This window comes from Photobacterium sp. TY1-4 (assembly GCF_025398175.1).
Classification (GTDB): Bacteria; Pseudomonadota; Gammaproteobacteria; order Enterobacterales; family Vibrionaceae; genus Photobacterium.
In genome coordinates this window covers 1,527,822-1,541,749 of record NZ_CP099734.1, presented here as the reverse complement: position 1 = coordinate 1,541,749, position 13,928 = coordinate 1,527,822, and the positions used below count along the sequence as shown (strand labels likewise).

Annotated in this window: 11 protein-coding genes; 3 read left to right on the top strand and 8 right to left on the bottom strand. The window is 55.3% G+C overall.

The window, feature by feature from the left end:
- Window positions 1–53: 53 nt before the first annotated feature.
- From NH461_RS07250 to NH461_RS07235, 4 genes are all read right to left on the bottom strand, one after another.
- Entirely contained in the window at window positions 54–1,148 is a 1,095-nt protein-coding gene (locus tag NH461_RS07250; protein WP_261602566.1) for a lipocalin-like domain-containing protein, read from the bottom strand.
- Window positions 1,148–3,607, bottom strand: a complete 2,460-nt coding sequence (locus NH461_RS07245; protein WP_261602565.1) for an FtsX-like permease family protein — start codon at window positions 3,605–3,607, stop codon at window positions 1,148–1,150. The genes NH461_RS07250 and NH461_RS07245 overlap by 1 nt, the downstream gene beginning before the upstream one ends.
- Window positions 3,588–4,259: an ABC transporter ATP-binding protein gene (locus NH461_RS07240; protein ID WP_261602564.1), complete on the bottom strand. Its 672-nt coding sequence runs from the start codon at window positions 4,257–4,259 to the stop codon at window positions 3,588–3,590. The genes NH461_RS07245 and NH461_RS07240 overlap by 20 nt, the downstream gene beginning before the upstream one ends.
- Before the next feature lie 224 nt (window positions 4,260–4,483).
- The gene (locus NH461_RS07235) at window positions 4,484–5,854 is read right to left on the bottom strand and encodes an MATE family efflux transporter (RefSeq protein ID WP_261602563.1); all 1,371 of its coding nucleotides are present in this window, start codon (window positions 5,852–5,854) and stop codon (window positions 4,484–4,486) included.
- A 295-nt stretch (window positions 5,855–6,149) separates the two neighbouring features.
- Here NH461_RS07235 and NH461_RS07230 point away from each other — a divergent pair, with 295 nt between their 5' ends.
- Window positions 6,150–7,610, top strand: coding sequence for an SDR family oxidoreductase (locus tag NH461_RS07230; RefSeq protein WP_261602562.1), 1,461 nt, complete (start codon window positions 6,150–6,152; stop codon window positions 7,608–7,610).
- A gap of 172 nt (window positions 7,611–7,782) precedes the next feature.
- On the opposite strand, the gene NH461_RS07225 is transcribed toward NH461_RS07230, so the two are convergent.
- The 4 genes from NH461_RS07225 to rsuA all read right to left on the bottom strand — a co-directional run bounded on the left by NH461_RS07225 (window position 7,783) and on the right by rsuA (window position 11,140).
- Window positions 7,783–8,439, bottom strand: a complete 657-nt coding sequence (locus NH461_RS07225; protein ID WP_261602561.1) for a DUF2913 family protein — start codon at window positions 8,437–8,439, stop codon at window positions 7,783–7,785.
- A gap of 8 nt (window positions 8,440–8,447) precedes the next feature.
- Complete coding sequence (locus tag NH461_RS07220; RefSeq protein WP_261602560.1) at window positions 8,448–9,638, bottom strand: Bcr/CflA family multidrug efflux MFS transporter; 1,191 nt, start codon at window positions 9,636–9,638, stop codon at window positions 8,448–8,450.
- Window positions 9,639–9,835: 197 nt separating this feature from the next.
- Complete coding sequence (locus NH461_RS07215; protein ID WP_261602559.1) at window positions 9,836–10,186, bottom strand: hypothetical protein; 351 nt, start codon at window positions 10,184–10,186, stop codon at window positions 9,836–9,838.
- 258 nt (window positions 10,187–10,444) lie between these two features.
- Window positions 10,445–11,140: a 16S rRNA pseudouridine(516) synthase RsuA gene (rsuA, locus tag NH461_RS07210; protein ID WP_261602558.1), complete on the bottom strand. Its 696-nt coding sequence runs from the start codon at window positions 11,138–11,140 to the stop codon at window positions 10,445–10,447.
- Between the two features lie 270 nt (window positions 11,141–11,410).
- Here rsuA and NH461_RS07205 point away from each other — a divergent pair, with 270 nt between their 5' ends.
- Both NH461_RS07205 and NH461_RS07200 read left to right on the top strand, forming a co-directional pair.
- Window positions 11,411–11,905, top strand: coding sequence for a GNAT family N-acetyltransferase (locus NH461_RS07205; protein ID WP_261602557.1), 495 nt, complete (start codon window positions 11,411–11,413; stop codon window positions 11,903–11,905).
- A 172-nt stretch (window positions 11,906–12,077) separates the two neighbouring features.
- Window positions 12,078–13,823 carry a DEAD/DEAH box helicase gene (locus NH461_RS07200; RefSeq protein WP_261602556.1) on the top strand — a complete coding sequence of 582 codons (1,746 nt, stop codon included), beginning with the start codon at window positions 12,078–12,080 and terminating at the stop codon, window positions 13,821–13,823.
- Window positions 13,824–13,928: the final 105 nt, after the last annotated feature.

Genomic DNA, 13,928 nt, shown 5'->3' with positions numbered 1-13,928 from the left:
CTTTTTATGGCAAACCGACGGTCAAGCACAACATCCACCTGTGATGTCGCCACTTAATAGCCGGTCAACTCCATAAATCCCTGTCCGGTATGACTGCCGCTGACCCTGACCGGGCCTTCCCAATAGGAAAACATAAACGGCAACCATTGTTCCTTACGGACCACATCCACTTTCACTTGAATCTGTTGGCTCGGGACAGCGATCTGCCACTGCACCGGGTAAAGCTTGCCTTCATGGCGGGCATTGGCAATCGGGATCATCCGGATCTCGTCCGCCGAGAGCGTCACGACCCTGCCGTCCGGCCAGCTCCGCGAGCCAAAATAATACGGCACTGAATCCGCTTCCCGGATCTGATACAGCATCAGGGCACTGCCATCGTCGAGATGCAGCGAGAACCAGTCCCAGCCCAGCTGACTTTGCGCCAGCCCTTCACTGCTCCATTCCCGATCCAGCCAGCCCGGTCCGGAGACCTGATAAGGCAGTCCGTCCAGCACCAGCGTGCCCTCCAGATGCAGAAACGGGGCACTGTAATAGTAAGAAGCAATCTCCTGACTGACGTGTTTGCGGCTGTAGCCGTTCTCTCCCTGAAAAATCAGGGCGCCCTGATTTTGAACCTGCAGGGTTGCGACCATGTGCTCATCCGCAAACGACAGCGTCCCCGGAAACGGGTTGCTGTCCTCGGAGCGCCATGACCAGTTATCCAGCCAGGCCCGGAATGGATTGCCGGCAACGCCCGCCTGACCAATACCGCCCCGGGCAAAGCGCTCGGCATGCCACAGCTGCTTCTCGCCGGTCACCGCCACATGTGCCATGTACATTTGCGGGCTGTGCCAGCCAGCCTCGGCCGTATTCCGACCGGCAAAACGAAATAAAGTCCACTGAACACCGAAGGTTTTTCCTTCCGGTGAAGTCAGGTTCGCCGTCAGATACCACCACTCTGTTTTAAAGCTCGGATGGCTGAGATGATCCTGCGGAAACTGCCAGGTCTTGCCGGGTACAACGGCTGCAAAATTCTGATCGTCGGCGTCGAGTCCCTGGCTCAGGATTTCGACCGTATTGGCCCGCTCCTGCTCAGCAGGCTCACACCCCAGTAACCCGGCGGTCAGCAATAACCCCGTCAGCCACAGCACTAATAGCCTGCTCCGCATCAGAAAGCCTCCCGCAGTGACAGGATGGCCGATCGCTTCACTAGCCGCCAGACCGGCCAGGCGCCTGCGGCCAGCAGGACGACGAGCGCCGAGCCCAGCGAAGTCAGATACTCAAACGGGAAATACTGCACCGGCATGGTCCAGCCAAACGAATATTTCAACACCACGTCGATGAGCAACTGGGCGAGGATCAGCCCCAGCGGCAATGCGATGATCGATGTCAGCAGCCCGATCAGCAGAAGTTGTCCCCCGCCAAGCAAAGCCAGTTCACGGCCCGTCATACCCATACAGCGCAACAGGGCGAACTGGCGCTGACGGGAGACTTCACCGGCAACCGTGGCAAAGAATAAGCCGCAGACCGCCACAAATAGCGTCAGTTTGCCCAGCGTCGCGGTAATGATGAAGGTGCGGTCAAACACCCGCATCGCCTGCGCCATCAGTTCGACATTGTTACGCACCCGCTCCGGCGGCAAACGGAAACGCTCGCCAATGGCTTTCATCACATCCATGCTATCCGTACCCGGCTTCAGATGAACGGCCAAGCCGACCTGTCCGTTCTGCGGCCACAAGGTCTGCCAGCGTTTATGCGACATCATGATCTGGCCATATGGGTTGCCGTAGTCGTAGTAAATCCCGGCAATCTGCCAGCGCTCATTTATCGGAGACGGCAGGTTGATGTGCTGACCCGGTTGCCAGCCGCGCTTAAGCGCCAGTGATTCACTCACCAGCACCGCCCGCTGATGGTGAAGCTTTTGCCAGTATTCGGGGATCGCAACCTTGATCGACAGTGCCTCCTGCTCCTGTTGCGTCCCGCCAATACTGACCACCTGCAGGGTGCCTTCATCCGTCGGTAGCTCTTTTCGCCACTGCCACCAGACCTGACGCACATCATCGCGTTTCTCCAGCCACTGGGCGATACGCGGGGCAACGTTCATCGACGGGCGCACGTAAATGTCCGCCGCCAGCCGCTGATCCAGCCAGACCTGAGTGGTACTGCGAAAACTGCCGACCATGGTTTCCATCCCGATGTTCGAGGCCAGTGCCAGCATAAAGGCCATCGAAGCAACGCCACGATAACTCAGACTGGCGGCAGCGTCCGAGAAGAACCAACGCAACCTGGCCGAGCGCACGAGTAACCCCAGACTCCTGAACAACTGCCACAGCAAGAACGGCATCACCAGCGCCGAAGCAATCAGAATAAAGGCAATCAGGACAAATCCGGCCAACTGACCATGCGGCAACTGAAATACGCCCCAGGCCGCTGCAATAAAGAGACAGGAGAAGAAAGCCTGCCAGGCGAACTCCCGCCCGCTGAAACGCACCAGCGCCATATGGGTCGACAACCGGGCCGGCTGGGTTTTGATCAGACGGATCAACGGCCAGCCGCAGGACAGCAAACAGCCACACATGGCGATGGCCAGCGACGCCAGCCCCCATTGCCAGTGCCACGCCACTTCCAGGCTGACGTTAGCCCCGTACAGGTTGTTCAGCGTCTCCGCAACGGACGGCAGCAGCTGCTGCGCCAGCACCAATCCCAGCAAGTTGCCGCCAATCAGACCCAAAACAATCCACCCCAGCAGCTCCAGCAGCAACGCCTGAGTCAGTTGCGTGCCCGAGACCCCGGCCTGGCGCAACAGTCCGACCAGCGGCTGGCGCTGGGTCAGCGAGAGCGACATTGCCTGATAGAAGATGAACAAACCGACCACAAACGCCAGCATCCCCATCGCAAACAGGTTCAGGTGAAACGCATCGGTAAGCGGCTCCAGCGTCTCACTCTGGTTGTGCTCCAGCTGCAAGGCGGGGGGGAGTTCGGCGGCCAGTTGATTTAACCGCTCATGAGACATCTCGGCACACAGAATGGCAGACAACCCGGCACTCGGATACAGATCCCGGATCACCGCCATATCGGCGATCATCCGCGGACCACGGACCCGCTCTTCTTCAACCACCCGTAGCGGGCCTATCGATTTGCCGTTGTCGAGCTTGAGAAACTGCCCGTCCTCAACACCCATATAGTACGCCAGTTGCTCGCCAACCATGATCGGATACGGCGGCTGCATCAGCGAGAGCATCTGCACCTGACGGTCAGCCGTAGCGCGTACTTTGAAACTAGACATCATCGCCACCGGATCAATGCCGACGATCTCATAGTCCCGATTGTCATCGGTCACCACCCGGTGTTGATCCATCGGAACGCATTGGGAAAAGCCGGCCCGGCGCAGATCAATATAGAAAGCCTGAGGCACTTTCATGGCCGGTTGCTGATGACGAATTCGGTAAGGAAAAGGATTGGAAAAAAGTTGCTCGCCCTGGCGGTAGCTTTCCCTGGCTTGCTGATTGACGCCCATGACGCCGACCAGCAAGGCGATGCCGAGCGTCAGGCCCAGCCACACCAACACAATTTGAAACGGGTGGCGTTTATAGTGCCCCCAGAGCGCCTTAGCTACGGGGCTGAACATGCAGTTGACCTCCCTGCAGTCGAATACAGCCACTCATGTGCTCAGCAACCTGCTTACTGTGCGTGACCAGCAACAGGGTACAATCGAGCTGACGGGTCAGGTTCACCAGCAAGCGGATCACCGCCCCGGCGTTACGCTCATCCAGGCTGCCGGTCGGCTCATCCGCCAACAGAATTTGCGGCTCCATATACAGCGCCCGGGCGATTGCCGCCCGCTGTTGCTGGCCACCGGACATCTCTTCCGGGTAGCGGCCGAGCAACGGCATGAGATCCAGCGCCGAGATAATCTGACGCCATAACTCCGGTTTTTCGTCCAGCCCTTTGAGTTGGCGGCAAAAACGGATGTTATCGGCGGTTGTCAGCGTCGGGAGTAAGTTAAACTGTTGAAAAACAAGACCAATATTGTTACGACGGAACGCTGTCCGCTCCCGCTCGGTGATGGCATGAATTGGCGTTTCCCCCAGCCAGACTTCGCCGGAGTCCACCGTATCCAGCCCGGCAATCAGGTTCAGCAGGGTACTCTTGCCCGAGCCGCTTTCACCCATCAGGGCCAATTGCTCACCTTGATTCAGCGCCAGCTCTGCACCCTGCAGTACAGAATGGTATTCAGCCCCATCCTGATAGCCTTTGCACAGCTCCACGAGTCGTAACATCCAATTCCCCAAACGTTTGTAGGTGGTTTCGGAAACGAAATGTACAGCAAAGCCGGGGCATGAGAAAGTACTTTACCCGGCTTATCCGCCATTTTGGCGTCATACGTTTCAAACCATCTACAAATTAAACAGTCCGTTTAATCCTCAACCACAAAGTTCTTAAAAATCAATAAACTTTATCCATACCACGCGTCCCTGTCAGACCAATCAGCCCCAATGAAAGCTTAACCGTCAGCCACCAGGTTATTCATCCATGAACGGGACTTAAGCCGAATCGTCGAGCCGACAGACTTCACCAGCTCTTCCACAATTAACATGGCATAAATCCATTCTAACGGTAATTGCAAGATAAAGGCACAGAAAGCCGTCAGCGGGATGCCGACCAGCCACTGCGCGACCATATCCTGATACAGGCAAAACCGAATATCCCCACCCGCGCGAAGCACGCCGACAATCATCGTCATCGGAATACTTTTCACCACCACGGCCACGGCGAAGATCAGGAAGAAATGCTCTGCCAGCGCGCGACTCTCGCCGGATAACGCCGAAAACAGGTCCAATACCAGATCTTTGCACAGCACCATCACCAAAGCCACCACCACGGCGCAGCAGAAGTTAAACAGAGACACCGCCCAAGCCTGATAGTATGCCGCCTCATGGTTGTTCGCGCCGAGCTGGTTGCCGATCAACACCGCCGAAGCATTGGAAATACCGATCAGCAGTGCCAGGGCAAAAGACTCAATCGGCGTCATTACCGACAACGCGGCCAGCCCTTCTACGCCGGATTGTCCGATAATAGCGTGATAGGCAAAAATACCCATCGACCACGCCAAGTGGTTGAACGTCGTCGGCATCGACAGTGAGAGGAATCGGCGGATCTTGCCCAGTTCCACCGCCCCCAGCAGCAGCCGCAAGTTCATCGCCAGGAGATGCCGGCGGTGGCTGAGATAGACATACAGCAACACGGCCTCAATTAAACCACTCAGCAGCGTCGCCCAGGCCGCCCCGGCAATCCCCAGCGCCGGAAACCCGAAGTGGCCGAAAATCAGCACCCAGTTCAGGAAAATGTTCAACACAATGCCAATGGCACTGAAGATGGTCGCAATGCCCGGTTGGTGCATCGCCCGCAGGCCGACCGCAATACTGCTGCCCCAGGCCATGGTAAACAGGCTAAACGCGGTGATCATCAGGTACTCAGAGCCAAGGGCAATCACCACTTCAGAATTTGTCGCCATGCCGATCACCGCTTGCGGCGCAAACAGGAAAATCAGCCCGGCTCCCAATGCAGCGAGCAAGGTCATCAGGATCGTCAGCGCGGTACTTTGTCGGACCCCCTGGTGATTGCCGGCCCCCCAGTATTGCGCCGTCAGCAATGCCCCGCCGGTCGTGACACCGAAGATCATCAGGGTCGCGACAAATACCGCCCGGCCGGCAATGCCGATTGCGGCCACATCCAGCTCCCCCAACTGGCCCAGCATCATAATGTCAACCAGGCTGCGGCTGGAAAACAGCATGGTTTGCAAAGCGATCGGAAAAGCGATCAACAATAAGCGGCGAAGAAATTCACCTTGGAAATGGCGCAGGATAGTTTTCATTTCGGATTACCAACGGGCGAGGCCGACTACAGGACAAAGACGGAATCGTCTTGAGGCCCGATCGTGAAATCCTGCTCTTGAAAACCAGCCCTGAAAGCGGGTTTGAGAGCAAGCGGTTGAAAGCAATCACGATCAATGGCGAAGACAGTTCGAATTTTATCCGCTACAGTTTTATAAACAACCAATTTTATTAATTTATCATCGGCTTCCCTCTCGCAAAGTGTCGCCGTGATCTGTTTGGCCGGGCACGGCAGTACCTGTATTCAGGGTTTAGTTGCAGGGAGCATGACCATCCATGAGTAAAACAATTCTGGTTGTCGGGGCCTCCGGCTATGTCGGCAGCCACCTGGTTCCGGCGTTGTCCAGCAGTGGCTATCAGGTCAGGGCCACCGGCCGGAACCTGAGTCTGCTGCGCAAGCGGGGCTGGGGCGAACTTCCCAACGTATCGCTGGTTGAACTGGATTTAAACCTGACCACAGACTTAGCGTCGCTGCTTGCCGATGTCGACGTGGTTTTTTTTCTGGTGCATGGCATGAACCACGGCCATGACTTTATTGATATCGAAATCGATGCCGCGCGTAACTTCAGTGCTGCCCTGAAACGAAGTACGGTTCAGCGGGTGATTTACCTCGGCGCGTTGCAAGCCAAACAAGGCCATTCCAAACATCTGTCGGCCCGAAAAGCCACTGGCGAGATCCTCCGCGACAGCGGGATCCCCGTAACAGAGCTCCGGGCCGGGATTATCGTCGGACCGGGCTCCGCCGCCTTCGAAGTGATGCGTGATTTTGTGTTTCACCTCCCGGTGATGATTGCGCCCAAGTGGGTCAAATCCCGCAACGCCCCCATCGCACTGCGCAATCTGCTGTACTACCTCCAGGAGTTGCTGCACTTTACCCCCTGTCGCCATCAGATTTTTGATGTCACCGGCCCGGAGATCCTGACCTATGCCGATCAAATGCGTATTCTGGGCAAGCACGCCGGAAAACAGGTCCGCATTGTGCCGCTGGCTCTCCTGACCCCCAGCATTGCCGCGTACTGGCTGAAATTTATCACATCGGTGCCGACCAATATTGCCCGGGCGCTGATCGGCGGATTGCAGCTCGATCTGGCAGCCAACAGCTCCGCCATTCAGTCCCTGATCCCCCAAACGCTCCTCAGCTACGATGAAGCCGTACAAGAATGTCTGGGCCATGAAAGTGAAGTCGTTCGTAATGAAATCTGGGGATTTGACCCCGATGCCCTCGCCCGCTGGCAACCGGGCTATGGGTACTACCCCAAGCAAGCCGGATACACCCTGAAAACCAATGCCACACCGGAGCAACTCTGGCAACAAATTCAGCAACTGGGCGGCGATCCCGGCTACTTTTACGCCAATGCCCTGTGGCGGCTTCGGGAATGGCTTGATTATGCCGCAGGCGGAGAAGCGCTGAACCGTTATCGCCGCGATCCCGACTCACTGGCATTGGGTGACCGGTTGGATTCCTGGAAAGTGATCAACTTAGAGCCGAACCGCTTTCTCTCGCTGCTGTTCGGGATGAAAGCGCCCGGTCTGGGGCGACTGGAATTTACCATCCGAGATTTAGGTGAGTACCGGGAGCTCGACATCCGGGCCTGGTGGCATCCGGCCGGTTTTGCCGGACTGATGTACTGGTTTGCCATGATGCCAGCCCACCTGTTCATTTTTAAAGGCATGACCCATGCCATTGTCAAACGCTGCCAGGCCGACGCCCGGGAGGGCAAGTCCGTCACGGAATAACGTCTTGCGAAGGCGACGAAAAACAAGACACCATAATACAACAGCGAAACAACAGCGAAACAACAGAAATACAAGAGCAGGACACGGGTGCTGAACCCGGAAGCACAGCCTATCAAAACAAACGGGGAGACGTTGCCGCCTCCCCGTGTTTACGTATCTTGTGACATCTGCATTACTGCGCCGCTTGCGTCGGCAACTCCGGCAAATGCGTCCCGTGGTTACACGGATAAACCACATACTCGCCGTGATACTTCACCTTCGACTTGTAGTCCGTGACTTTAAACAACAACAAACCGTGCTGGTATGCCGCATCAATCACTGCTTTGGCATCCCCGCGCAGATACAACGACAGTGGCTTCACCACGTCACCGGACTCGGCAATGCCTTCCCGGTATTGTTTGGCACACACCACCAGCGATGCCTGGCCGTCGGTATGATGGGTGACCTTACGGTTCACTTCAAACTCGGTCGTTACCAGCCAGTCTGCCGAAGTCAACGCCTGATACAACGCCTGGATCTGCGCAGCAGTCACCGCCGCGGTCAGCCCCTCGGCCGGGTTCAACCCTGTCAGGGTGTTGCGGATCTGCACAAACTGCTGTTTCAACTGGGCATTCTTACCCATACTGCGAGCCTGCTGCTGCCAGGCCAGTAACGTTTTTGCCACACTATGGTCGTAACGCTGCTGCTTGATAGACTTCGTGACCCAGGCGCTGAGAAAGTGCGTTTCACTCACCGGGTTACCCGGTGTTTTTCCACTTTCAACCGACTCAGCCAGCTCACTCAACCCGTCAGAGACCAATTTTCCGATCTCTTCAATATAAACTGCCATGTGGCTCCTCATGCATCTCGCGACATTAACCAATAAAAACCCGCAGATAATACTGCACAGGACGCCATGGTCAATGCCATTGGCCAGGCTGTGGCGTCCGGCATCATCGCCACCGCCCCGCCCACCAGAGTCCCGGTCCCGAAACGCATGGTGCCGGCCAGCGAAGAAGCCGTTCCGGCCATATGCGGATATTTGGCCAGCAGACACGCCATGGTGTTACTGCCGATGATCGAGATTGTGCCGACAAACAGCATCACCGGGATCACCACACCCCACAAACCCAGCTCAAACACCTGACCACACACCAGGCCAACCCCGGCAAGCAATTGGATCCCCAATCCGAGACGCAGCATCCAGTGGGAACCCATTTTGCGTACCAGCCGACCGTTGAGGCTAGTCATCAGGATCAGCACCACAATATTGAGGCCGAAGAACAGGCCGAAGTTCTCGGTACTGACATGATAGAGATCGATATAGACAAACGAGCCAACCGTCAAAAACGTAAACATTCCGGCAAATGAAAAACCGCTGCTGAAGATCAGCCCCACGGCCACAGGCGTAGTCATCATCCGGGCGTAATTGCGCAGCGTCGCCCCGAGGTGAAACGGCAAGCGTTTCTCCGGCGGCAGAGTTTCCGGGATCTTGTTGAGTACCGCCAGAATCACGATGACCGCAACCGCTGCCAGCACCCAGAAGATCGAGCGCCAGCCAAACCACACCGACAAATAACCGCCAATCATCGGCGCCGCCAGCGGCGCAATCGTCATCACCAGCGTGATGAAAGACATGGTCCGAGCGAATTCTTCCCGTTCAAACATATCCCGTACCAGCGCCTGAATAATGACCGCAGCCGAAGCCCCGGCGAACCCTTGCGCTGCCCGAACCCAGGTCAGTTCAGTGATCCCCTGACTCATGGCACTGACACACGCCGCCAGCGCAAATAACAGCACGCCAATAATCAAAATCGGACGGCGACCGTAGCTGTCTGCCAGCGGTCCGTGCAACAACTGCCCCACCGCAAAACCAGCAGTATAGGCCGTCAGGGTAATTTGCACCGCACCCGGCACAACCCCCAAATCTTTGGCAATGCTCGGCATCGCCGGCAGGTACATATCAATGGCTAAAGGCGTGAGGGCAGCAATCGCCCCGAGGATCAGGATCAGTTGAAAGCTCAGCTTCGGGCTGTCAGATGTGGTCATAAAATCTCTTAGCTGGAGGATGTCGGAAGGGCGCTATTGTACGATGAATTAAGACAAAAGACTCTTTCCTGGTAGGAAATTATTTATTTCTGTTTACCGGATCCCGATCACGGTTTGTATAAAAATCCCAACTCGGGGCTTCACAATTTGCAGTGCTTCAGACCAGTTCATCACAAGATCAAACCAAGCCGATGCATTCAGCTGAATGTGAACGGAGGGGCGCGGGATGAAAACCACGAAAATGGCCACGGCTGCGGCGCAAAGTGATACAGACTGACGATCCGCTCCCGCCCGGCGACCCCGAGTTCAAGCCGTGGGCTTTCAGCATGAGCCAAACTGAATAAGCCGATCGGACAATGACTTTGAGTATCGTGCTGGAGCTGCGATTCACTGTCAGCCAGTTTCACCAACTTGAAACCGGTTAAGGTACAGAGAGAGGCCCACGTGCCCGCAGGCTGGTTGTGGGCATTCACCACAGGCATTGCAACAAGTAATCCCCAGCTCAACAAGCTGGCAGCAAACATCATTCTGATGAAGGATTTGCGCATGGAAAATTCATTCAATCACTGTGGGGAAGCCTGCATACTAAGAGTTTCACCCGGTCATGACAAAAAGATGTAATCAAAAGGTGATGAAATTAACAATAAAAACGCAGGTATCAATACAACGCCACGGCTGACGAGGGCTACGGCCTTCAAATCAGTCGGAAATCATCCGACTACAGGCATAAAAAAGGCGGTCAACCCGCCTTGTACTTCGCTCGTATTGCCTGAATAAAGCAGACCATCGACTTTAGCCAATGCGCCTTACTTCATAAATGCGGCAATTTCTTCGTCGGTCAGCGGACGATACTCGCCCGGCTCCAGCGTATCATCCAGCTCAATGCTGCCGACCTGCTCACGATGCAGGCCCACAACTTTATTGCCGACCGCCGCAAACATCCGCTTCACCTGGTGGTATTTGCCTTCCGTAATGGTGATCAGCGCTTCGCGCTCATCCAGAATTTCCAGCTTCGCCGGACGGGTCAGCTCTTTTTCACCCCGGAGCTGCACCCCTTCGGCAAAAGTTTGCACCGTTTCCGGCGGTAGCGGATCGGCCAGCTCAACGTAGTACACTTTTTCACATTCATGACGCGGCGAAGTGATCCGATGCGACCACTGGCCGTCATCCGTCAACAGCACCAGTCCGGTGGTGTCTCCGTCTAACCGACCGGCCACATGCAGTTTTTCCGGGCTGACTTCATCAATCAGAATAAATACGGTTGGATTAAAATCATCAACGTGAGAGCAGACAAAGCCCTGCGGCTTGTTCAGCATAAAGTAACGTGGTCCGGTCAGTTGCAGCGTACGACCGTTGAACTCAACCTCACACGTATCCGTCACTTTGAGGGCGCCATTTTTCACCACCTCGCCGTTTACTTCAATTTCTTTACTTTTTAATAATTTACCGGCTTCTTTTCGGGTAATACCCAAAGTGGTGCATAAGAATTTATCAAGCCTCATGACTGGCTCCGCATGGTACAAAAACGCGTATCATATCAATTTTACGGATGAGTACATAGCAACTAAACTGTGCGCATACATGAATCCATACACGACGAATCAATTCGCGTTCTCAACCGCAGACCGGTCGAACATCACACATTGGACAAACAACAAAGAATAGAACATTTATGTGATTTCGAGGTCTTTATACATATGAGCAGATCACGTATAAACGCACTGCTTTACCTGAAAGGATTCAATGCAAAACCTAACCAATAAGGTCGTACTATGAATATCTCACTCGTTGCGCCAAGCTTGTCTTCAACGGATGTCCTGTTAAAACTGGTTGAAGAACTCTTTGAGTACGAAGTGCTGCCGCAGAAGTTCGAACAAACGAGCCAGGCGATCCATCAACTCCTGAATAACCCGGAACTGGGCCAGGCGTGGTTCATTGAAGTGGAACAAGAAGGCGAAAAAATCATCGCCGGCCATATTGTGATCAGCTATAGCTTTAGCGTGGAACATGGCGGACGGATCGGCCTCATCGATCAGTTCTATCTCAAGCCCGAGTGGCGCCAGCAAGGTATCGGGACTGAGCTCATCCCGCAAATTGAAAAACATATGGGAGAAGCCGGGGTGCATGCCCTCTCGCTGGAAGTCAATATCGGGAACTCCGGTGCCCGGAGCTTCTATGAAAAACACGGCTTTATTCCTCGCCGCCAGTTCTGCCTGATGACTAAAGTGATCAAGCAGGAAAAAGTCACGCTCAATATCGCCTCCTAGGCATAAGCGAACGACATCAGGCCGGTCTCGCCGGAGCCCAACCGGCACTAAAAATACGGCTCACATTCCCGTGAGCCGTTCTGGAACACACGACCCTCGCTATTCTCCCCGCACTTCAGGTACACTTTGCGCTTGTTTCTCCATTGTTTTCCTGAAAAGTAGCCACCCAGATATGTACACCCTTCGCCCCTACCAGCAAGACAGTGTCAAAGCGACCATTCATTACTTTCGCAAGCACAGCACCCCGGCGGTCCTTACCCTGCCGACCGGTGCGGGTAAAAGCCTGGTGGTGGCGGAACTGGCCCGCATTGCCCGGGGCCGGGTACTGGTGCTGACCCACGTGAAGGAGCTGGTTGAGCAGAACCACAGCAAATATGAAAGCTACGGCCTCAAGGCCTCGATTTTCTCAGCCGGTCTGGGCCGCAAGGAAACCGACCGCCAGGTGGTTTTCGCGTCAGTACAGTCAATGGCCAACAGCCTGGATCAGTTTGCCAACGAATTCTCCCTGCTGGTCATTGATGAGTGCCACCGGGTGCCGGATGATGAAAACAGTGCTTACCGCCGGGTGATCAGCCATCTGCAAACCATCAATCCGGGGATCAAGATCCTGGGCTTAACCGCGACCCCCTACCGCTTAGGCATGGGCTGGATTTACAAGTATCATACCCGTGGCCAAGTCCGGACCGAGCAGGATCGCTTCTTCCGCGATTGTATTTTCGAGCTGCCGATCCGCTATCTGCTGGATGAGGGATTCCTGACCGAACCCAAGATCATGGACATGGCGGTGATCGGCTATGACTTTTCCAGCCTGACCCCAGCCTCCAACGGCAAGTACCGCGAAGCCGACCTCGACAGTGTGATTGAGCAGTCCGGCCGCGCAACCCCGATGATCATCGATCAGGTTCGCGACTATGCCAAAGACCGTCGTGGGGTAATGATTTTTGCGTCCACGGTCAATCATGCGCAGGAAATCATGGGCTATCTGAGCGGCGAAAATGCCGCACTGGTCATCGGCGATACCCCGCTCGATGAGCGCGACCGGATCATTGATGCATTCAAGCGCCAGGAAATCAAATATCTGGTCAACGTTTCGGTACTGACCACCGGGTTTGACGCCCCGCATGTCGATTTGATTGCCATTCTGCGCCCAACCGAATCCATCAGCCTGTATCAGCAAATTGTCGGCCGTGGTCTGCGCCTGTTTGAAGGCAAAAAAGACTGTCTGGTGCTGGAGTATGCCGGGAACTGCTATGACCTGTACCAGCCGGAGGTCGGCGATCCCAAGCCAGACAGCGACAGTGAAGTGATCATGGTGCCCTGCCCGGCATGTGGCTTTAACAACAGCTTCTGGGGCAAACTGGATGCCGCCGGTTTTCTGATTGAGCATTACGGCCGTCGCTGCCAGGGTTACTTCGAAGATGACGACACCGGCGAGCGCGAAGAGTGTGGTTACCGTTTCCGGGCCAAATACTGCGAAGAATGCGGTGCAGACAACGACATTGCCGCCCGCCGCTGCCATGTCTGCGATGCGGTGATGGTGGATCCGGATAAAAAGCTGCGTGATGCACTGAAACTCAAAGACGCGATGATCATGAAATGTACCGACCTGCGTCTGGAACCAGGCAAAAACAAATTTAACAAACCGCAGCTCAAAGTGATCTATACCAGCGATGAAGGGTCTGAAATCAGCGAAGTCTGGACGCTGTCGACCAAAGGCCAAAAAGATGAATTCCTGCGCAAGTTCATCAACCCGCACCTGGTTGATCGCCACCGGCCATTCACCGACACCGCCCCGACCAAAGTTGCCAGTCATGAACACCGCCTGCGCCCACCGGAGATCATCATCGCCCGCAAAAACGGTCGCTTCTGGGCCATCCGGGACAAGCTGTTTGATTTGGACCAGTACCAGAAATCCTAAACGCCCTAAACAGATCAAGCTACATCCCCAAAAACCACATACAGAAAAGCCGCATGCAGAACATGCGGCTTTCGTTTCAGTCAGCTTTGTGAGCAGAGATTGCGC

Coding starts and splice junctions, on each gene's coding strand:
- NH461_RS07250 (WP_261602566.1), bottom strand. CDS start 1,148: ATGCGGAGCAGGCTATTAGTGCTGTGGCTGACGGGGTTATTGCTGACC.
- NH461_RS07245 (WP_261602565.1), bottom strand. CDS start 3,607: ATGTTCAGCCCCGTAGCTAAGGCGCTCTGGGGGCACTATAAACGCCAC.
- NH461_RS07240 (WP_261602564.1), bottom strand. CDS start 4,259: ATGTTACGACTCGTGGAGCTGTGCAAAGGCTATCAGGATGGGGCTGAA.
- NH461_RS07235 (WP_261602563.1), bottom strand. CDS start 5,854: ATGAAAACTATCCTGCGCCATTTCCAAGGTGAATTTCTTCGCCGCTTA.
- NH461_RS07230 (WP_261602562.1), top strand. CDS start 6,150: ATGAGTAAAACAATTCTGGTTGTCGGGGCCTCCGGCTATGTCGGCAGC.
- NH461_RS07225 (WP_261602561.1), bottom strand. CDS start 8,439: ATGGCAGTTTATATTGAAGAGATCGGAAAATTGGTCTCTGACGGGTTG.
- NH461_RS07220 (WP_261602560.1), bottom strand. CDS start 9,638: ATGACCACATCTGACAGCCCGAAGCTGAGCTTTCAACTGATCCTGATC.
- NH461_RS07215 (WP_261602559.1), bottom strand. CDS start 10,186: ATGCGCAAATCCTTCATCAGAATGATGTTTGCTGCCAGCTTGTTGAGC.
- rsuA (WP_261602558.1), bottom strand. CDS start 11,140: ATGAGGCTTGATAAATTCTTATGCACCACTTTGGGTATTACCCGAAAA.
- NH461_RS07205 (WP_261602557.1), top strand. CDS start 11,411: ATGAATATCTCACTCGTTGCGCCAAGCTTGTCTTCAACGGATGTCCTG.
- NH461_RS07200 (WP_261602556.1), top strand. CDS start 12,078: ATGTACACCCTTCGCCCCTACCAGCAAGACAGTGTCAAAGCGACCATT.